This is a genomic window from Bacillus sp. S71 (assembly GCF_016625265.1).
GTDB classification, from domain to species: domain Bacteria; phylum Bacillota; class Bacilli; order Bacillales; family Bacillaceae_G; genus Bacillus_A; species Bacillus_A cereus.
Window position 1 is genome coordinate 185,816 of sequence record NZ_JACVUW010000003.1, and the last position, 20,680, is coordinate 206,495.

The window sequence follows — 20,680 nt, forward strand, 5'->3', positions numbered from 1 at the left end:
AACCAACAAAATCAATGACTAGTAAACAAAAAAGAACATTGATATTTCAATGTTCTTTTTGTATCTCTACTTATTAAGTAGATTACTCTTTGAAAAGAGCACTTTAATCCCCTTACCCTTGATTCCTCTGCGCCTCTCTAAACTCCTCCTTCACCTTCTTTAACAACCCTTCTTCCGTAATTAATCGATACGCCGTATTTGCTAATGCTTTTGCCGATGTAATTAATGCTTTATCTCCAAGTTCTGAACGTGCTGCTTCTCTAAATTCATTCGTATGTGCAATTAAATCATCTGGTCCGATTTTAATGTACGGATGAATTGTCGGTACGACTTGACTTACGTTTCCTGCGTCGGTTGAACCGATCCCTACTCTTTCTTTACGATTTACATCTTCACCTAATAGTTCTAGTTCTTCCGCTACGATATCGTTATATGTTTTTGTTACGAGTAATTCATCGATTTCATTTTGGAATTGATGAATTTTTACTTTTGTACCTGTTGCTAACGCTGCTCCCTCAGCAATGTTTTTTACTTTTTCTGTTACTTCTGCACATCTTTTTCGCGTTGCTGCGCGGATGAAGAATCTTGCTGCGGCATAGTCAGGAATAATATTAGGTGCTTTTCCTCCCTCTGTAATGACGCCATGAATTCTCACGTCTGACGGAAGTTGTTGGCGAAGTGCATTAATACCGTTATAAAGCTGAATAACCGCATCTAATGCGTTAATCCCTTCTTCTGGCGAAGCTGCAGCGTGAGCTGTTTTTCCGTAAAAATGAAAATCAAGTGGATCGACTGCTAGTGAAGGACTCGTTGTCGCTGTTTTTCCGCTCGGATGAATCATAAGCGCCGCATCAATGTCTTTAAATAAACCTGCCTTTACATAACTTGATTTCGCGCTACCATTTGGCCCGCCTTCTTCTGCTGGCGTACCAAACACAACAACTTCCCCGCCAATTTCTTCAAGCGTTTCTGATAATGCAATTGCTGCTGCAACACTAATTGTGCCGATTAAATTGTGACCACACGCATGGCCTAGTCCTGGTAAAGCGTCGTACTCCGCTAAAAATGCGATTGCTGGCCCTTGTTTTCCAGAGCTTTTTCGCGCGATAAATCCCGTTTCATGTCCGGCTATATTGTGCTGCAACTGAAATCCTGCACTGCCTAGCAATAAACTTAACGTTCTAGATGCATAAAACTCTTGGTTACCAATCTCTGGATTCGCATGAATATCATGACTTGTTTCTATGTACTTTTCCTTATTTCTTTCGATACTCTCTTCAATTGTTTTTCTTTGTGACGTTACTCCTGTCGCTCCCATTGTTCTTCCTCCTTTTATTTTCACGTAAAAAAGCCTCTTTCTAAAAGATAGAAAGAGGCTTCTGTATATACAGTCAAAATGAGCTTCTTTCTTATCTTTCAAGTTACCTTGCTGGAATTGGCACAGTATTCATAACGAATCCGCTGCCGAGGTATCATAGGGCCAGTCCCTCCACCTCTCGTGATAAGAATTTTCATAAAATTATATTAAATTATTTTTTATTCTAAGTTCATTCCAAGTAAAAGTCAAGGAATTCCTATCCGAATTTACCGAATATCTAAAAATCCTTTTAATACACCAATTGTTTCTGGTGCTTGCAGTCTTGCACATACGTACGGAAATTCCGTGCTACCTTCAAATATCATTTGAGATGTGAGCGGTGCGCCTGCCCAGAAGATTTCATCATCAATTACGATAAACGGGAATGCTTTATTTTGTCTTTGTAACTTTACATTTTTCAGTGGAACTGGTCCATCACTATAAACTGTTATCTGTGCATTTGTACGCATTAACGCTTGCCATACTCGCTTATCCACTTGTTTTGTACTTGGAAGTGAAATAATAATTTTTCGTTTTGCGGCTAGAATATCTTTTAATAGCCCTTTCGGCTCTTCAAGATTCATTTCCATAAACCAGCGTAAACGTTTCGAAATTTTCCGTTCCCACAATTGTCTTGATGTCGTGCGATCATACACATCTCCATGACGTTCTATATGAGCTGTTAATTGCGATAACGCTTGTTTTCTAGAAAGATTTTTACGCATATAATGGCAATCTGATAATTGAATGAACTTCCCTCTCGCCCTTGTCACTGCTACATTGACGAGGCGATGATTTTTATGGTCAAAGAATAACACGCCAGGTCGTTCTTGCGGATAACTGTCAACTGTATCAAAGATCATCATATCTCTTTCAGAACCTTGAAACTTATGAACTGTCGCCGCTAAAACTGGTATGTTTTGATATTTCGTTCTCTGCAACATTTCTCTAATACACGTCGATAAAAAGCGTGACTGCGCCCTGTAAGGTGTCACAACACCAATAGACTGAACACCGTCTAACAATCCGATTAACATCATTTGCATCGCTACTAAACCAGACATAATGTTAAAACGTGAACCAGAAGCAGCATCTTTTAACGAAAAAGCTCCCATTTGGCTCGTATCAAATAAAACACTCGCTTCATTTGCGAACGGTTGCAATTGCGCAAGTTCTTTACGCTCTGAAACAGACGGATGATCGTATACTCTATTTTTATAAATAAATGAATTCGTAAACTTCGATATATCCGCATGCATACGTCTTTGTTCCTGCAACATAAATAGGTTCGGATGCGCTTCTGATTTATTTACAGAATCAACAATCCCAGCGTGGTAAAACATATCTTCCCCAAGCCATTTGCGAACGAGTTCATGGTTTGCCATCGCAATTGGAGGTAACTGTAAAAAGTCACCGCAAACGACGATACGTTTCCCAAGTGAAGCAGCTAATGCAATTTGCGGAACGAACGCCATACTCACCTCATCTACGACAACTAAATCAAATGTACGCTCATAAATTAGCGCATCAATGGCACATTTCGATAAAGTTGCGCCGATTACTTTCGCATTTTCAATATATTCTTTTTCTACTTCTTTAATTTTAGCCTTTTGCTTTCGAAGCTCACTTTCAATCTCTTGTATACGCTTCTTATCAGCAGATGTTGCTTTATACGATAAGATTTTTTCACGAAGATCTTGGCGTGTCTCTTCTAAGTAGAGTCTTTCCTCACCCCATGATCCGTTCGTCGTTTCAACTAACTTAGATGCAAGTAACGTTTCATGATTTCGTATATGTTCATGCTGACTATAACCGTAACGAACAATTTCGCCAGGCGTCCATTTCTTTTTCTTTTCAATTTGCTTCGTTACTTCACTCATTAATACGTCTACTGCCGCGTTACTATGAGCTAACACAAGTACCGATTTTCCTTTTTGATAATGAGCCGAAATAATACGTGATAAATTGTAAGACTTCCCTGTTCCCGGCGGTCCCCATACGTACGTTGTCGGATTGTAAAACGCGCGATATGCCAGTTCATTTTTTGGATTTTTCATCTTCTCAATATGTTTCGGACTGCTCGTCCCATCAACAAGACGCTTTATACGATTACGTTTCAGCTTATCTTTACGTGCTTCTTTCAATCGCTCTTGCAGTTGCTCTAAAAGTTGCCACGGTTCACTGTATAAAACCGCTTCTCTTATTTCACCTTGTATATAATCATTTAATTTCAGTTCTATTTCTAATCCATGTACAGATAATACTTCTCCTGTCGCTTCCTCACCATCGAACTCAATTCGAATTGGTGAACCTTCAGGTAAGCTTACTTCCGAAATAAGCTGAAATACATACACTGTATTCTCATAATCTGTATATAAAAAACGACCGTTCATGATAGAAATTTTACTACCACCTATCGTTTTCCAATGTTTAATTTCATATGCTAATGCATAATGCCACTCTTTCATCGTTTCTGATAATGAAGGAGTTTGAGTAGTTGTATTCATCGTATAATCTCCTTCCTTCTCCCCAAACATACTTTCTCACTATACCATACAACACGCTAAAATTTGTAAGGTTTTTATCTTGCTTATTTTCTTAATTTTCAATAATATATTGTATATAATTTTCAGAAAGAAGGAATCTACATGCCAGTTAGAAGAATTGAACACGTAGGACTTATGGTTGCAAACTTAGAAGCATCTATCTCATTTTATGAAGAAGTAGTCGGCTTACAGCTCCTTAAACGTATGGGGCACCCGAATCCAGATTTAAAACTCGCTTTTTTAGGTGTGGAAGAATCGAAAGAAACGATACTCGAACTCATTGAAGGCTACAATTCTTCCTTGCCAGCAGAAGGAAAAGTACATCACATTTGCTTTAAGGTAGATTCATTAGAGGATGAAATTGAAAGAATACAAAAACACGGCGTAACCTTTTTACTAGGAGAAGAAATCGAAACATTACCAGATGGAACACGTTACATATTCTTCGCTGGTCCTGATGGGGAGTGGATTGAGTTTTTTGAGACGGAGAGATAGAGTGAAACTTTAGTCAGCCCACAATAAACGGGATAATAACTTTATGATCCACATAAGGAGTACAAACTGATGAATACAGTTTTTATTATCGTTTTTTGGTACTTATACTATTGATGTCATGGGGGTATTTTGCAATTCAAAAATGCTGTTTACTTATAGCAGTATCTTTTACGAATGCAAAAATAGCCAAAATACGCAAGCAGTTCCGCATAAAAACTTGCATATTTTAGGCTGTTTAATTGTACTCCTTATTTTGTTAAAGTTACCCGTCAATTCAATTCCAAAGACCTCAGCTGACGATTAACTCAAGTACCGATTTCGGATGACCCTCATGTGATGAAGTTCGTGTTCTGTATCCGCTACACTATCTGTAGCAACAGTTGCTATCTCATTTTCTTCAACACTTGACAAGGTAACACCTTCTTTTCAAATTCAAAGAAAAGTTTTTATTTTTCAGCATAAAACATTATAACTCAACTGTTTTCATACAAAATTTTATGAAAAAAAGAAAAGCGAGGATCCCTCATATCCCCGCTATATCAATGATGTATAAAATCCTATATAAGAGATACATAGACAAAAAACAAGAACCCCTGTACATACAAGGATTCTATGAAATTATTTGCTACCGATAATGGGGCGTTGTGTTAACTATATACGAATTTCATATTCATCCAAAATTGCCCTTATTGATGGTACAATTAAAGTCTTGGAGGGGAATTATGGGAATTGTTTTATATTTTGCGTTTTATTTTGGAGTACTGTTTCTTATAATTGGTACTGCATTAGTTTTATTTATTATGGCTGCATTACCAAAAATCTGGAGTAAAAATCTATCATTCGTAATGATCGGTTTAGGGATAAATATACTTACTATTCCGTTGTCTTTTTTTATAGGTGGGATGGCAACAGATTCTCCTGATAGTACTAGGTTAGATTTTTGGAAAGGATTTTTCTTTATTCAAAAAATACCGCTCTTTTTACTGAGCTTTTTATTATTTTTAACTGTGATGTTGTGGTTTATTCGTAAGAACAAGAAAAAAGTAAACATATAGAATTTCAAAACGACTTCCAATAACAAGAATTATGTAAATAAGCTGTCCATATGGACAGCTTATTGTTTTTTTGCTTAGCGTGCAAAATTCGAGTCTTGTTGGCGATACCCCATCGCTATCAAGCTAAGCTCATACAACATCAAAGTCATTACAGCTCCATGAGTGCCTAATACTATTTTCTGTCCTCGATAGGTGTTTAATAATTCTTTTAAGACTTTTGTCGCACGTTTCTGACAGTCGACATTAGACTCTCCTCACGTTAAAGCAAATTCGGGGTCTAAGTTTGGGAAATATCTTAGCGTATAAGGGGATAGGAGACGATTCCCGGTATTAGTTTAGGGGCCACTCTGGGATTTGATTACAAATAAAAAAGAACTTTATTCAAGTCCCTTTAATCTACGATAAAGATCGACCTAACTTACACATGTAATTTGTCATATTTGTTTAAAAATCAAATATATATTCTCTACACTCCCCAGTTATCAGTAGGTCATGTATTTAAAAATCTAAAAAGGTCCTTTTAGATTTTCTGAAGAGACTTTTTACTTCAATAAAGTATAATAAAAGCCGTAGGAGTTTAATGCCTACAACTTTGTAAAAGGATCTTGATTCACTATAAAATATCCTCAATAGATTTATTCTTAAAATTTACTTTTAACTTGATGTTAATGTGACGTAACCTTAAATATTTAGAAATTTAAAAAGCCCCCTAATATTGTTAAAGGGGCTTTACTCATACGAATGATAATTTTTATAAATAATTGCTAAATAGTGAATTTACATAAATGCTTTTAGAAGCTCTTGAACTAATGGGATTGCTCCACCTATAAATTTTAAAACTGCCATTGCGATTTCCATATTATTTCCTCCTCTTTTGTTAGTACTGGGATGTGATTAAACTTTATACCTTCATTATAGTAAACGCTTACATTTGTAACAATACATTTCTGTATGCAATATTGCATATTTATACATTTTGACAATATTTAACCTCTATTAGTCATTCTTTAATGGTACCATAACGAAGTGAGAGTCTTTAAGGGTTCTCCTTAATAGGAGGAAATATGGAAAAAGTTCAAGGTATTTACAGTAATATAAAATTTAAAAGTTGGTTTAAACAAGTATTAGCTGTAGGAGGAATATTAGGATTCTGCTACTTGGTGTTATATGGTTTTTGTTTTTTAGTTGATATGTAAATATTATACAACAATACTAGTGGAGTTTTGCCTACAGAGGTAAGACTCTTTTATTGTACTTGAGATGAACAAACTACATACAATAGCTTTCAGGTTCTTCAAATTTCTCTGTATGGTTCTTTGTTCCTCTATGTTCTAGACCCACTATTTCCTATCATTGAATATAAATGAACTTCCATTTATATTGAAAATACAATTTTATTGATGAAAGATGTCTTTTTACTAGATACATATTAAAAAGAAAAGTATAAGTTGTATTCCATTTCGGTACAATCTTTTTATCTTTGAAAAGGACTTAAATCTTATTAATAGATTTGAGTCTTTTTTGTATACATCCATTTCTATATAACCATATAAATATAATATATTAAAAATAATTTAAATGCAAGAATACTTGTAGAGGAACCGCCAGCACTTCGAAAAAAACAAGCTAAGCCAAAAAATACAATAAGCTGCCCATATGGACAGCTTATTTACACAATTTTCTTTATGGGAAGTACACTTAAGGTCATTTTTAACTTAATAGGAGTCTAATATCTCAAGTTTCTTAGCTAATACCCAGCTATTTAGGCCTAAAGATGCATAAATATTGTAATAAAAATAATTCCCGTTTCTCAATGTTTCCTATAATTCTTTAGTATCTTCATAGAACATAGGCCAACCTTGCATTAAGATATTATATATATATTTCTTACTACAAATATGGACGGTATTATCCTTGTTGCAGTTTTAATTTTAATCAAGTCTATTGTAATTACACAGATTGAAATATCTATTCAATTTTAAAAATAGTAAAGGAAATGTATATAAAAAGATCACTTGTCTTAGAAACAAGTGATCTTTTTATTAGATAAACTGCAACTTGCTAACAGCAGGTAATTGTTATCCTATTCATATGTTCAATAGATATCATAATACATTTTTTAGTTATATAGACGGAATTGTTTCTAATAAAATGAGACCAAAAATATTTCAAAAGGTACCATTAATTATTTAATGCTTTAAAAATGCAATTTTGAACCTTTCGAAGCACTAAATTAGATAGATTTTAATAAACTTCGAACTTTGTCTGCATCAGGATCTCACAATTGAGCCTGAGTAATTAATCCTGTCAACATAGCAAAAGAGTCCTGATTGAAACAAACTCTTTTATGAGTTTTACAAGAGTAAACTTTTAAACATATAATTACATTTCTACTATTTATTTTACCACTTGTACAGATGCTGGTTTCCACCCCTGATTCTCTACCCAATCAATATTAACCTTATATTTTTTATTACTTTGTTTATCTCGTACATTACCGTAGGCTTTATTATTACCATTATTTCCAATAAAATCGAAAATCAATTGGCTCTCTGGAACATCAACAGCATAAGAGATTGCTTTTTTCATTTCACTCCAATCTACTGTTCCTTCTTTAAATTTCATATCAGGTTTCGCTCCTTGCTCTGTACCAATTGGCTTCCATGAAGGATTAGTTTGAGGGTCCTTTTCTTGAGATACCGTTTTTTCTTCCTCTTTATTCTCATTTCCGTTCGTTTTTACCGATTTTTCTACTTTTTGTTTCCCTTCTAACTGTGCTGTTTCTTTATCTTCAGTTTTCTTCTCTTCTATCTTTGCTGTTTCTTTATCTTCGGTTTTCTTCTCTTCTATCTTTGTTACTTTCTTTTCTTGAGCAATTGCTTTCGTTGATGTATTAGAAGGGGTAAACAATTGGTATGTCACTATACCAACTGTCACTAACACCAAAGTAAATGCAATATTAAAAATTTCCTTTTGACGACGATTCTGTTGTTTTTCTTGAAATCTGCTTACTTGTCCCATTCTTCAAACCTCCGTGTTTACTTTCTCCTCTACTCTTTATGTATTATCCCTAAAATTCTTAATATTTTTATTAAACAATAGAAATAAACTACACTTTCCATACAGGATTTCATATCATAATATAATTTGTGTTTTTTCAAGTATCTGACATATGTTATTCAAAATAGTTTAATACATTAAAAATTGATAAGCTTCTGCACTTAAGGAACCTTCAATTTTATTCAAAGGTGATTCCAATTACGTCCACATTAGATCTCCTGTAGAAAGCTTTTTAACAATTAAGCCTCTTCTTCCCTTATTTATAATTTTTAAATTAAATTTCCCTCTATAGTATAATAAAGATGTTTCGTTTTCTAATGGGGTATGTCGTAAAATCAAAAGAGATTTTATCTCTTTTACCTTCTTTTCAGAGTAAATTTCACCACTAGGAAATTCTATTATTCCTAATGTAATCTTTAATTCGCTCTCATCAAAAGTCCACTCTTTATTAAGTTCTCTTATCTTTTGTATAAAGCTTCTTTTGGTTTGTCCTATATAGAGCAATGTTACATTCTTAGCAAATACTCTAGAGATTGCAAATATCCCCTTCTTAGAAGCTTCTTCCCTATTATAAAAGTCATTTATACTATACATGCCATACCACTTAATATGTACTGTTTCTATGAATCTCACCTCGTTTTTAGACAATATTATAATTTCTGAATGTTCAAATTATTATGGGTACATATGCTTGATTACTTGAATTATAAATTGTGCTTTTCAATAATACATTTTATTATTACTAATTTCAATAATGAAAAAAAATACAATACTATAGTTTAATTACAAAGCTGTATAAAAAACAAAGTGATGTCGTGCCACATATTTTCTTTTTTTACAATATCAAACTATCGTGAACAAAATTTTAAAAGTTATGGAATAAAAATACAATGTGTATGTACATACATTTCTATTAATTGAAGAAACCTTCTTAATTGAGGTCGTACCCCAATTAAGAAGAAAAAGAGTAGAAATTTTATCTCTCTACGCTGTTAAAATTATTCAACTCCCAAAAAACTGTACATCTTCTAGAGATACTAATTTTCTAGTTTTGATGTTTTTATAGTGCTTGAGAGTGATATTATTCAAGCTTTTTCATTGAGAATGCATAAATACAAACAAAACCAGTAATACATCTTTTCTGTACCGTACTGGTTTTGTTTAAGATCATCTTAAATTATAGCTAGTTCACCGAGATTGCAAATTCCGATTTCGGTGCCCCAGCGAATACGATTGTTCCATTCTTCGGAAGTTCCACCTTGTTATTGCCACTCACAATGGTGAAGTTGACGCAAACTCCCTTCTCATCATACACCGCAAATGAACCATTTGATGGCAGCGTCACGGTCATCCTTTTGTCTGTTGCCGCTTGTGGAATTGTAAACCATTTCGCATGCCCATTTGCATCCAACGTAACTTTGGATGATTGGCCTACATCAATTGGTTTTACATTAGATTCACTTACGTATAACAATCCAGCCATCTCCATATATTCATTGCCGCCTTCTGTATAGAAATGCGTTTCCGTCGTATCACGACCATTCATCACGGGTACTTGGATCTGATGCACCGCGGTGTTCGGACCTGTAATTTTTCTGCCATCCCAATAGCCTGCTGGGCCTTCCTTGCGAGTAATTTGAGTACTAAGATGTTTCGACTGAACAAGATATTGAATAGAACTAAATTTCTCGTTTACACGATAAAACTTGACACCTTCCCTCTTTGCCCATGCAGCAGCGGTTTTCTTCGAAAGCACGTTGTCTTCTAGTTTCTCAGCTAAATAGTGGGTCATCACACTTTGCCCTAAACCTGGATGAGATTTATATGCGCTCTCCTTCAAATAAGTTCTTCCATTCTTCTCGGTTACGAAGTTGAGCTTGGAAGTACCCCCCTCATTAATAAAGCTTCCATCAGCAGTATATACATATTTTTCTTCTGGATTAGATGGTAAGAATAGTTCACCGTTCTTCGTAATTTCAATTTTGAAATGAGTTTCGCTATTACCATAAAATCCAGCTTTCTTTGCTACGCCTTGAGGCATTTTGACTTTGACCGGCTTACCAAAGGATTTGTTCGGCTTGATTTCCTTAATAGTACCTTTTTCTTTAAGCGTAGCGAGCAGCAATTCAGTTGCCATTAGCTGATTTGTAGAGCTCCGTCCACCAGATGTCAATACAGCCGCTGCTATTTTCTGTTCCGGAAGCACGACTAATATAGCATGTTGCAATGCCGTATCGCCGCCCTTAGCCAAAGCTTTGATCCCATACTCACTAAATGGGTATAGTTTTACACTATCCCAGCCAAGACCATAGTTAAAAATATTCTCGCCAGCCCCCGGCCACATTCCTTTTTTATATTCCTCTTGCTCCATTCCCTTAACTACCTTATCAGAGAGGATTCCTTTTCCCTGTCCCATAAATAGTTGTGAGAATCGCACCATATCTTCTGCCGTGGAAGATATACCTCCCGTACCAATAACATTCACCGATTCAATTGGAAGTTGCCCTTGGTACGCCGGGTAATATAGTCCAGCCCGATTTTCATCCCTCCATTTGTCCTGCGGCGTTTTCGTATGATTCATTTTTAAAGGCCCTGTAAAGTTTTGATGTAGAAATTCAGTAAAGCTCATACCACTAACTCTTTCCACCAAAATTTCGGCCAGCGTAAAACCATCGTTACAGTATACCGAGAAAGCACCAGGATCCGCCTTCAAGTTTTGATTTGACAATTGCTGTAACAAAGTATCATGGGCATAGGTATCATTATCGTTAAATAAAAATGCATTACCTAACGTAGAACCTTGCAATCCAGAGGAGTGATTCAATAACATACGCGGTGTAATACGTTTGTATCGACCGTCTTTCATCTTAAAATCAGGAACATAGCGGACAACAGGAGCATCCAAATCGACTTTTCCTTCATCGACCAATTTCATTACAGCCGCTGTTGCATACATTTTACTAACTGAACCAATCCCGTATAAAGTATCTTTGGTTAGCGGCTTTTCCCCTTCCATATCGTTCTTGCCAGCCTGACCCGACAAAATAAGTTTTCCATTATCAATTAGTGCATACTGCACGCTAGCTGCCCCATGGGACTTCGTAAGTAGCTCCGCCTTCTCTGCTGCAATCTTCTTCAGTTCCTGACTAGCTACTTCTTCACCAGTTACAACAGTAGTCTTACTTTCAGAAAATGCTTTCGCTCCTATTGGTAGAATCATAGTTACCGCTAATGCAGTGGCTAACACACCAGTTAGCTTATTTTTCATCACGGAATTACCTCCTTAAATAATTGATCGTTTTCATCATTCCTTTGTGTAACTATGAAACTATGATAAATTTTACCCGTTTTTACTTTTAGACTACTTGCTAAATTCAGCAAGTAAAATATTTTTAAAAGGATCAGGAGTATCAGCTTTAAGGCTGTTCAAATTGACTGCCAATGTATGCTTGCCTCCAAGTGTGCCTCCAGCAAAAGTTAAAAAGCCAGGAATGGTTCCTCCATGCCCCCATATCGATTCACCGTTTGAAAGCTTCATTTTGAAAATTCCAAGCCCGGAATTACCAAGCTCATCTACTCCTGTAGGGACTGTTGTAAGCATTTGCTTTAGTTGCTGTTCTTTCAATAACTTGCCCCCAAGTAAATAAGAAAAGAATTTGTTTAAATCATCAGCTGTAGAAATCATATCTCCGGCCGAGCTCCCCATACTTGGGTTATAATAAGTAACATCTTTTGGCTCACTTGCTCCGTCTAATTGGATATATCCGCGGGCATGCTTGGTTCCTGGAATGACGCTTGAATTTCCAGGTAAGAATGTATTCGCTAATTCAAGTGGTTCAATAATTCGATTTTCAATCTCTTCCGCATAGCTGTTCCCAGTTACTTTTTCAATAAGAATTCCTAGTAATACATATCCTGTATTTGAATACGACCAGCTCTTTCCTGGAGCAAAATCTGGAGGCATGGATATTCCCATCTTTACTAATCCTTCAGCAGTATAAGATTTTTTTGTATCCATCATATTAAAATCCTTTGACCTTGTGTAATTAGCGATACCACTTGTGTGATTCAATAATTGCCGGATAGTAATCTGTTTATCATCATATCCATTTCCTTGAATGACACCAGGCAACCATTTTTCAATAGAATCGTCTAAATTCAAGCGGTTTTCTCCTGCTAATTGAAGTACAACTGTTGCAGTGAACGTCTTTGTCACGCTGCCAATCCGAAAACGAAAATCTGTTTTCATTGCTTTCTTGTTACTCAGATCAGCTACACCAGCCGCATAACTCCATGTTTTTCCACCCTCAGAAGTTTTAGCAAGTATCCCTGGATATCCTAGTTTCAATGTATCCCGCATTGCCTCTTTGACGGAATTACGGTCTCTTTGAGTGCTTGTTTGTAACGAGTTAGATACATTTTGAATGGACTCCGCTTTTACACTTGAGGTTAGAGGTGTATAAAACAGGGAACCTCCAGTTATTAATAGAGCTAAACCTGAACATGTAATTTGACGATGCTTTTTCATCAAAATAATCCTCTCCCCTATTCATATTGTATAAATGGTTATTTGCTGTTTGGAACTAATCACACAGCTTTCTTCTTAACCCACTGCAAAAGGACGACATTGAATCTGTAATGTCTCTTTTCCTCCAAACAAGTCTTATTAATTGATTTGTTTTTTATAGAAATATATAGTATTTTTCTCCTCTCACTCTTCTTTACATTTTCATCTTACACAATGAAAATCTCTTTTTTCTTACCTCTTCCTTACAAATTCCTTACGTTCAAAATCACTTTTATAATTGATTATTTTTTATTTTAATAACATTTAGTTGTATTAATTTGATAGGAATTTGACTTCACATAAAAGTTTATTTATTTCGAAAAATGAATTTAAATACAAATTTACTATTTAATATTCAACATCTCACCTATACATGTCCTAACATAAGTTTCTATCATCTATATGTATTATTTATTACAACAGCTTTCACGCTAAAAATAAGATATTTCAAAAAAGAGAAATATAGGTATCTCAACAAGAGATTACCAATATAAACAATGTGAAAATCTAAGAACCCCTGTATTACTGCTGATTTCCCTCTAACTAATACAGTTTCAAACATTAGACACAAATACTACATGTAATGTTGAATTTATTACCTATTCAAAATTCTGTTTGTTCATTTTTTCTTAAAATACAAAAATATTTAACTTATAAATATACAAGCTATAATAAGGACGTCTAGGGATAACCTATTAGCACCTTAGAAAATATCAACTTTCTAAAATTGAACAAGATGAAAAAATCACTCAAAGAAAGGTGTGTAATCAAAAAGAAAATTCATTAAAAATTCTTTAGTAGCAAAAGACATCGCATTAGCTATGCCTTAGCACTGTCTACAATGTTGACGAGGTTATTGAAGCGATATAAAGGGATGGAAGTCAGATGTCTCACGAATTAAAAGCAATAGTTTTAGGGGAATTCTGGACATACTTACAATTTTTTAATCCTTATTCACTTAAATACACTCATCTACAATCAAAAGATTTTGAAAGCGCTAACAAACATTGGGTTTTAGATTCAATTAGAGAAGAACACACGATTTGAGGAACTTGTAGGAGATTCATTTTCCAGAACGACTTATATTCCTAAGACTTAAGAATAGGATACAAGGAGGATTTATTATATGAATGGGAATACTGCTAAAAAAATAGAATTGCAATCTGAAAATACTGTGATTACAAACGAGAAATATTTGGATCCTAAAAAGTGGCATAAGCAAGATACTACGTGGGCATTGAGCCTTTTTGGGACAGCAATTGGAGCAGGAGTACTCTTTTTACCAATTAATGCAGGTTCAGGTGGTTTATTATCATTATTACTCATTACATTACTTGCCTATCCAGTTATGTATTACTCACATAGAGCGCTTGCTAAAATGATATATGCTTCCAATTCTGCCGATGAGGGAATTACGGGTACAATAAGAGAGTATTTCGGAAATAAGGCGAGTATTATTTTTAACATCGTATATTTCGTCTCAATTTATACAATTGTCTTGATGTATTCAGTTGCACTTACAAATACTGCAAGTAGTTTTATTGTGAATCAATTACATATGAAAGAGCCCTCAAGAGCCATTTTATCGCTTGTCTTAGTACTGGGTCTTATCGCTATACTAAATTTTGGTCAAGATATCACTGTAAAAATTATGAGCTTGCTAGTATACCCTTTCATAGCTTCTCTACTATTTATCGCAATATCTCTAATTCCTCAGTGGAACACATCAATGCTTAGTTTTTCAGATGTCTCTACTGCTTCAACCGGAACAGGTTATTTGGGAACGATATGGATGATACTACCTATCATAGTGTTTTCATTTAACCATTCTCCAATGATTTCGTCTTTTGTGATAAAACAAAGATCTACGTATGGCATAGAAGCAACTGATGCTAAATGTGCTCAAATACAAAAGATTTGTTATATCATGACGTTCGTTGTTGTTATGTTCTTCGTTTGGAGCAGCGCACTGAGTTTGACTCCAGATGATTTAAAAGTGGCAAAAGAGCAGAACTTATCAATCCTATCCTATCTCGCTAATGAACTTAATTCGCCAGTAATTACGATTGCAGCTCCTATTATTGCTTTTATGGCTATAACAAAGTCTTTCCTTGGCCATTATATAGGATCATATGAAGTAATGCGTGACATGATTATCAAATTTGGTAAAACACGTGGAAAAGATATAAAAGAAAAAACAGTTAAGACAGTAATTCTTACTTTTGTCGTATTAACATGCTGGTACGTTGCTTATGCAAATCCAAGTATTCTTGGGCTCATTGACGCTCTAAGCGGTCCATTAGTTGCTGCTATCTTATGTCTATTACCAATGTATGCGATCCGTAAAGTACCGGTATTAGCTCAATATAGAGGTAAAATGAGCAATGTATTTGTTATTATTGTAGGAGTACTTACAATCTTAGCAAGTATTAAATCTTTATTCTAACTTACTAGTTAATTATCGTTATTACAAATCAGAATAACAAATTATCAAAACGAAAAGAAGTTGACGAACGATGTGTACAAACATAAAAAATCTATATATATTCAAAACTTAATTTACGTTTGTCTATATTAATATACTAGGATTAACCAAGAAGCATCCAACAAATTATTATTAATCGCTACATTTTCTTTCATAGTATGTCAACGTATAAAAAGACACTTTCTATAGTGTCTTTTTATACGTTATAAGATGAATACACTAACTACATACTTATAATTGGAGAGCTTTTGTGAATATCTTCTGTGAGTTGCTCTTTTTCTTTCCCCGTTTATTTCTTCTTTTGAAAAGGTACCACTATATGGACTAAATATCATAAAATGTTAATTTTCTTTTGCTTGCCTATATATTCAATCGCCATCCAGCCATTTTTGGGTATGTTCGATAAAACGTTTTGTCGCTGGTAATGCGTGTTTAATTGAAGTAAGTGACAACCCAAGCGATCGTTTAGGTTTGTCTTCCAATTCCACAACCGTAACATTTTCGCATTGTCCTTGTAATGCGAGTTCAGACATGACACTGATTCCAAGCCCGTTCTCCACCATCGCGACAATCGCATGATCATCACCGGTTTCAAATTGGATATCGAGATGAACCCTAGCAGCTTCTAATACTTTCCTAACATCGTAACCACATGAAGAAGCAGGCATAATAAAAGGCTCTTTCTCGAGCTGATCGTACTGAATTATAGATTGTTTACTTAATGAGTGATTTTTAGGAAGGACACATAGCATTCGATCTTTTCTTAGTGGAATAGATTCTAGATGGCCCGACGACGGTAGTGACATAAAACCTAAGTCAATCACCCCTTGTTGAATCCACGTTTCAATCATTCCATAATCACCTTCCATTAATTTGATTTCAATTCGAGGATATTCCAAGTGAAATCGATGAATGATTGCAGGCAACCAGTGAATAGAAACGCTTGTAAAGGTTCCGATGCGCAAAGTTCCTGCCACTATCCCATTAATCTCTGCAACAGTTTGCTTCAATCGCTCATTATGATTTACTACTTCACGAACATGCGTTAAAACACGCTCACCATTTTCTGTTAATCGAACGCCCGTTTTATTCCGGGATAACAGTTGAAAACCATACTCCAATTCAAGACTTCTAATCGCATGGCTGACACCTGACTGAGTCACATTCAGTGCTTCGGCCGCTCTTGATAAGTTCCCCATTTCAACCGTCTTCAGAAAGATTTCTAACTTAGTCAGACTCATCGATTCTCCTACTTTCTCATGTATGAATTTTGTTCAAGTATAACATTACATATATTCGTTTTACTAATACTTGAATCACAATTAAACTAAGTACATAAAAATTGTAAAGGAGAACTAAAAATGAAACCAATAAAGGCTAATCTTATGATCTTACTTGTTACAATGACCTGGGGTACTTCCTACCTTTTTATGAAAATCGGATTGGAAACTGTCCCTTCATTTTCTCTTGTTGCATTACGCTTTGGTATTGCTTTTTTGGTTTGTGCTGCTGTTTTTTTTAAACAATTTCATTCAATTCATTTTGTCACCTTAAAATACGGCTTTATTCTAGGATTTTTACTTTTCTTTGTATCTGCTTCAGTCATCTTAGGTTTAAAAACGACATCAGCTTCAAATGCTGGTTTTCTAGCCAGTTTGACCGTAATCTTTATCCCTTTATTATCTATCGTTCTGTTTAAGGATCGACTGAGCTACAGACTAATCATTAGTTCCCTTGTTGCAATGACTGGAATTGGTTTACTGACTTTGAATAATCAATTAACACTTAATTCTGGAGATTTACTCTGTATACTCGCTGCTCTCTTTTATGCTTTTCATATTATTGTCACCGGAAGGGCGGCTAAAGTGGCCAATACATTGCAGCTTGGAATTCTTCAGTTGGGATTTGCAGGAGGGTTTGGCGTACTCTCTGCCCTGATTTTCGAAGAGCCGCAACTTCCATCCACTAAAGAAAGTTGGATCGCTGTACTGGTATTAAGTATATTCTGCAGTGCTTTTGCCTACATCATTCAGGCGATGGCACAGAAATACACAACACCGACACATACAGGACTCATTTTTTCATTAGAACCTGTATTTTCTGCACTATTTGCATACCTGTTCATGAACGAAGTATTGTCACTCAAAGGGTATATTGGAGCATTACTTATTCTAAGCGGTGTTATACTTGCTGAGATAAAAGTAAAACGAAAATCTACATTATTTCTCTAAACCTAATCGTTCTTAACATAACAGAATCGGCAATTGCTGTCTCTGGTTTATATATTATTAAGGCTTTATCAACATTGTTTACTAATATTTGGTCAAGAAGTCTTGTAAATCGTTCAAATAAAAAATATCTCATGATAGCACTAGGTTTATTTTTTATGCGAGCCCCCTCACCATCAATTTAAGAATTAAAAAAGAGGGGATTATCCCCCTCCTTTTTACGCTTGCCCCGACTGTCGGAATTATTTAATAAAACCACGATTCAACTTAGTTAACTTTTCATTGATGTTAAAAATTCTTACTCTAATATCTTTAACACCAGCTGATTCAAGTCTGCTCTTATGCATTTCCGCGTATTTTTCAGCATCTTGTTTTTCTTCAAATACATAAATGCCTCCAGCTTCTTTTGTTTCTTCATTCTCTGTCCATATTTTCCAATGAAACCCTTCTTCTTCGTTAATACTTTTTGCTAAATCCCAAAATCCTTTTTCCATTTCTTCACCAAAAGGACCTTCAAACGGAAAATCAACTTGTAATAAATATGCCATTTTCACTCACTCCTATTTTTAATATAAAATTCTTCCCATTCTTTTACTGATTATGATTCAAATGATCGTAATGTCTAAATCAGTATTGCTATTATTATTCAAGCACTAATTTGAGAATCCCCCTATTTGTAAAATAATCACATAATGATAGTAACTTGAACGCATAAAGTGAAAGTTTAATAGTTTTCGGTTATTTTTAAAAAATGTGATACAAACTTATCCCTAAACTAAGGACAAACAAAACAAGTGCAGGTATCGCTTTCTTAAAGGGATCTCTCGCTAATACAATTAGCGTTAATGCAGCTGCAAGCATCGTACCGCCTAATAACAATCCTGCCCATAAAGCTACTACTGGAATCCAGATTCCTATCAACATTCCAATCGCTCCTACAATCTCAAAAGCTCCAGTTAAGAAATTAAAAAACGAAGGTAAACCAAATCGTTTGAACTCATCTGCCATTTTCCCGGATATAATTTTCATTCCTGTCATTAAAAAGAACAGAAACAACACTACTTTTACAATATTGATGAAAATTAAAATAGTAATCACACCTTTCTTATTATTTGATAAAAACTCAGTATTGTTCAGGTAGTAGTCACTACCTTTACCCTATTTCCTGAGATTACCCGTATGGAAGTCGCTTCCATTTACATTACCCTTTTCCATATTAAAGGGCTGAAAATTATGTGCTATAGCATATATAATTCGAAAATTTGACTGGTACTAAGCAAAAAAATGAACCTGAATCAGATATGATACAAAATAAAGTTATCTTCCCATTCGTTCAAACAAACAAAAAGTATATGCTATAGCATATATAATACCTAAAACAAAGTTTGTTCCTTATGAATAGCATAGCATCAATAAGGAACAAATATTAATAGTGTGTATCATACAATTTGTTTAATAGCGATTGTAATACTTTAATTTCTTCCTCGCTCAAATTACTCGTAACGAAATGATGAGCGTCTTTCACTACAGGCAAGATTGTTTTCTTTAATTCGTCACCTTTTTCAGTTAAAAAAAGGTTATGTGAACGCCTATCTTGGTCATTCAAAGCCTTCTTTACAATCCCTTTTCTCTCCATTGACTGTATCATTCTAACAACAGTAGTTTGATCTTTATCAATAGCTTCCGCCAATTCTTTTTGAGTAGTGCTCCTTTGGCTACAAAGAACACTAATAATCCCCCACTGCTCTGGCGTAACTCCATAAGGCTTTAATTTCTTCGTAAAATAATTGGTCATTTTCACATCAGTACGATGAACAAGATAGCCTATTAAATCATGTAAGTTCATATATCACCTCTATAAATTAAGATATAAAAGGATATAGCATACCAGTCAATCATTCACAATGAATGTATTTGTTTCAACATATATATGCTATGGCACATATATTAAAGTAGATTATTTTAATTGTCAAATGATTTACCTATTATTTTTCAAAAACAAAATCGCCTCCTTAGATTATAGAAGGAATGACTAATTTGACGTATCTTTCTGACGATTTCTCCCTTATCATTTTATGATATGCTAATAACATTTGATAAAATATGGTATCTACAAATAGTCAAACATCTTTAAAGATACCTCGTCCAGTTCTTGCTGTTACAAGATAAACAGCATATAATCAGTTAACCACCCACATTAGTAACGAAAACATAAAGAAAAGGCATTCCAAATATGAAACACCTTCTTTCGTTTTATAAAACCATCCAACACGCTGAACTTTTCAATTTAATATAATCACTCGTTTAACTAAAGAAATTGATTACGTGCATAACGCTCTTCTCACTTTTCTTGCAAAATTTAGTGGATCATCAACGTCTTCGATATTAACGTAAATCAAATTTGGATCATCACATAACCACTCATTGTGTATAGACGAAACAATTATTCCTTGTTTAATAATTGTCGCCACAAATTCAGTGACTTCTTTTTGTAAGAGTGCTACTCGGCCTAGGCATAATGCCCGTCCAGTTTTATTGTCTCGTGATTCGAATGAAAAGGAAGTTGTTACTCTAAAACGTTTTCCCAAGATTGTTGCTCGTATTTCATCTCGGTTTATTGTTGCCACGCATTTCCCACCGGCGAATCCTTCTTGCCCGCCGATAATTCTTGCAAACTGTTGACAAATTAATTCATCATTAAACGCCATACCTTTAATCATCCCCCCTTTTACTGTTAGGTTATGAATGAATACATAGGTCTGAAACGGTAATGAATCTAATCTATTAAAAAAATGATGGCAATCTACCGAGAGCTATTAGCTCAATTATTCTTGATTATTTAAATTAACTCAGCTATATATGTTAAGACATTTTTAAAGAGCATAAA

At 34.7% G+C, this 20,680-nt stretch carries 16 protein-coding genes, 3 pseudogenes and 1 riboswitch; of the genes and pseudogenes, 6 read left to right on the forward strand and 13 right to left on the reverse strand.

The annotated features are described in order from the left end of the window. Nucleotides 1-112: 112 nt before the first annotated feature. Together IBT51_RS07930 and IBT51_RS07935 are read right to left on the reverse strand one after the other, a co-directional pair. Nucleotides 113-1,318 carry a M20 family metallopeptidase gene (locus IBT51_RS07930; protein WP_095690583.1) on the reverse strand — a complete coding sequence of 402 codons (1,206 nt, stop codon included), beginning with the start codon at nt 1,316-1,318 and terminating at the stop codon, nt 113-115. 88 nt (nt 1,319-1,406) lie between these two features. After that, a riboswitch (SAM riboswitch) is annotated at nt 1,407-1,508 on the reverse strand. A gap of 76 nt (nt 1,509-1,584) precedes the next feature. Further along, entirely contained in the window at nt 1,585-3,894 is a 2,310-nt protein-coding gene (locus IBT51_RS07935) for an AAA domain-containing protein (RefSeq protein ID WP_200458175.1), read from the reverse strand. Nucleotides 3,895-4,005: 111 nt separating this feature from the next. Between IBT51_RS07935 and IBT51_RS07940 the strand changes: the two genes are divergently transcribed. Both IBT51_RS07940 and IBT51_RS07945 read left to right on the forward strand, forming a co-directional pair. Further along, nucleotides 4,006-4,398 (forward strand): VOC family protein, encoded by a 393-nt coding sequence (locus tag IBT51_RS07940; RefSeq protein ID WP_001145268.1) that lies wholly within the window; start codon nt 4,006-4,008, stop codon nt 4,396-4,398. A 722-nt stretch (nt 4,399-5,120) separates the two neighbouring features. Then, nucleotides 5,121-5,453 (forward strand): hypothetical protein, encoded by a 333-nt coding sequence (locus tag IBT51_RS07945; protein ID WP_200458174.1) that lies wholly within the window; start codon nt 5,121-5,123, stop codon nt 5,451-5,453. Between the two features lie 134 nt (nt 5,454-5,587). On the opposite strand, the pseudogene IBT51_RS07950 reads toward IBT51_RS07945, so the two are convergent. Beyond that, nucleotides 5,588-5,734, reverse strand: a pseudogene (locus tag IBT51_RS07950) (histidine phosphatase family protein); the annotation flags it as partial. A gap of 496 nt (nt 5,735-6,230) precedes the next feature. Further along, nucleotides 6,231-6,418, reverse strand: a pseudogene (locus tag IBT51_RS27300) (hypothetical protein). Between the two features lie 99 nt (nt 6,419-6,517). Here IBT51_RS27300 and IBT51_RS27210 point away from each other — a divergent pair. After that, the gene (locus IBT51_RS27210) at nt 6,518-6,649 is read left to right on the forward strand and encodes a hypothetical protein (protein ID WP_000416933.1); all 132 of its coding nucleotides are present in this window, start codon (nt 6,518-6,520) and stop codon (nt 6,647-6,649) included. 1,201 nt (nt 6,650-7,850) lie between these two features. On the opposite strand, the gene IBT51_RS07955 is transcribed toward IBT51_RS27210, so the two are convergent. From IBT51_RS07955 to IBT51_RS07970, 4 genes are all read right to left on the reverse strand, one after another. Further along, a complete protein-coding gene (locus tag IBT51_RS07955) occupies nt 7,851-8,474 on the reverse strand; it encodes a YrrS family protein (RefSeq protein WP_200483276.1) in 624 nt (207 codons plus the stop codon). 237 nt (nt 8,475-8,711) lie between these two features. Beyond that, nucleotides 8,712-9,146: a hypothetical protein gene (locus IBT51_RS07960; RefSeq protein ID WP_015055158.1), complete on the reverse strand. Its 435-nt coding sequence runs from the start codon at nt 9,144-9,146 to the stop codon at nt 8,712-8,714. A 550-nt stretch (nt 9,147-9,696) separates the two neighbouring features. After that, complete coding sequence (locus IBT51_RS07965; protein ID WP_200458234.1) at nt 9,697-11,781, reverse strand: serine hydrolase domain-containing protein; 2,085 nt, start codon at nt 11,779-11,781, stop codon at nt 9,697-9,699. Nucleotides 11,782-11,874: 93 nt separating this feature from the next. Continuing rightward, a complete protein-coding gene (locus tag IBT51_RS07970) occupies nt 11,875-13,041 on the reverse strand; it encodes a serine hydrolase domain-containing protein (RefSeq protein ID WP_200458233.1) in 1,167 nt (388 codons plus the stop codon). 1,165 nt (nt 13,042-14,206) lie between these two features. Between IBT51_RS07970 and IBT51_RS07975 the strand changes: the two genes are divergently transcribed. After that, a complete protein-coding gene (locus IBT51_RS07975; RefSeq protein ID WP_200458172.1) occupies nt 14,207-15,526 on the forward strand; it encodes an aromatic amino acid transport family protein in 1,320 nt (439 codons plus the stop codon). A 407-nt stretch (nt 15,527-15,933) separates the two neighbouring features. Here the strand turns inward: IBT51_RS07975 and IBT51_RS07980 are convergent, their stop codons facing one another. Further along, nucleotides 15,934-16,806 (reverse strand): LysR family transcriptional regulator, encoded by an 873-nt coding sequence (locus IBT51_RS07980; protein WP_063547882.1) that lies wholly within the window; start codon nt 16,804-16,806, stop codon nt 15,934-15,936. 120 nt (nt 16,807-16,926) lie between these two features. Between IBT51_RS07980 and IBT51_RS07985 the strand changes: the two genes are divergently transcribed. Next, complete coding sequence (locus IBT51_RS07985) at nt 16,927-17,796, forward strand: DMT family transporter (protein WP_200458171.1); 870 nt, start codon at nt 16,927-16,929, stop codon at nt 17,794-17,796. Continuing rightward, nucleotides 17,778-17,948, forward strand: a pseudogene (locus IBT51_RS27000) (MFS transporter); the annotation flags it as partial. The gene IBT51_RS07985 and the pseudogene IBT51_RS27000, both read left to right, overlap by 19 nt. A gap of 87 nt (nt 17,949-18,035) precedes the next feature. On the opposite strand, the gene IBT51_RS07990 reads toward IBT51_RS27000, so the two are convergent. The 4 genes from IBT51_RS07990 to IBT51_RS08005 all read right to left on the reverse strand — a co-directional run bounded on the left by IBT51_RS07990 (nt 18,036) and on the right by IBT51_RS08005 (nt 20,513). Further along, the gene (locus IBT51_RS07990; RefSeq protein WP_098015689.1) at nt 18,036-18,341 is read right to left on the reverse strand and encodes a monooxygenase; all 306 of its coding nucleotides are present in this window, start codon (nt 18,339-18,341) and stop codon (nt 18,036-18,038) included. A 196-nt stretch (nt 18,342-18,537) separates the two neighbouring features. After that, entirely contained in the window at nt 18,538-18,888 is a 351-nt protein-coding gene (locus IBT51_RS07995) for a DoxX family protein (RefSeq protein WP_200458232.1), read from the reverse strand. Between the two features lie 331 nt (nt 18,889-19,219). After that, the gene (locus tag IBT51_RS08000; protein ID WP_001048563.1) at nt 19,220-19,639 is read right to left on the reverse strand and encodes a MarR family winged helix-turn-helix transcriptional regulator; all 420 of its coding nucleotides are present in this window, start codon (nt 19,637-19,639) and stop codon (nt 19,220-19,222) included. A 475-nt stretch (nt 19,640-20,114) separates the two neighbouring features. Further along, nucleotides 20,115-20,513, reverse strand: a complete 399-nt coding sequence (locus IBT51_RS08005) for a DUF1259 domain-containing protein (protein WP_000589730.1) — start codon at nt 20,511-20,513, stop codon at nt 20,115-20,117. Between the last annotated feature and the right edge of the window lie 167 nt (nt 20,514-20,680).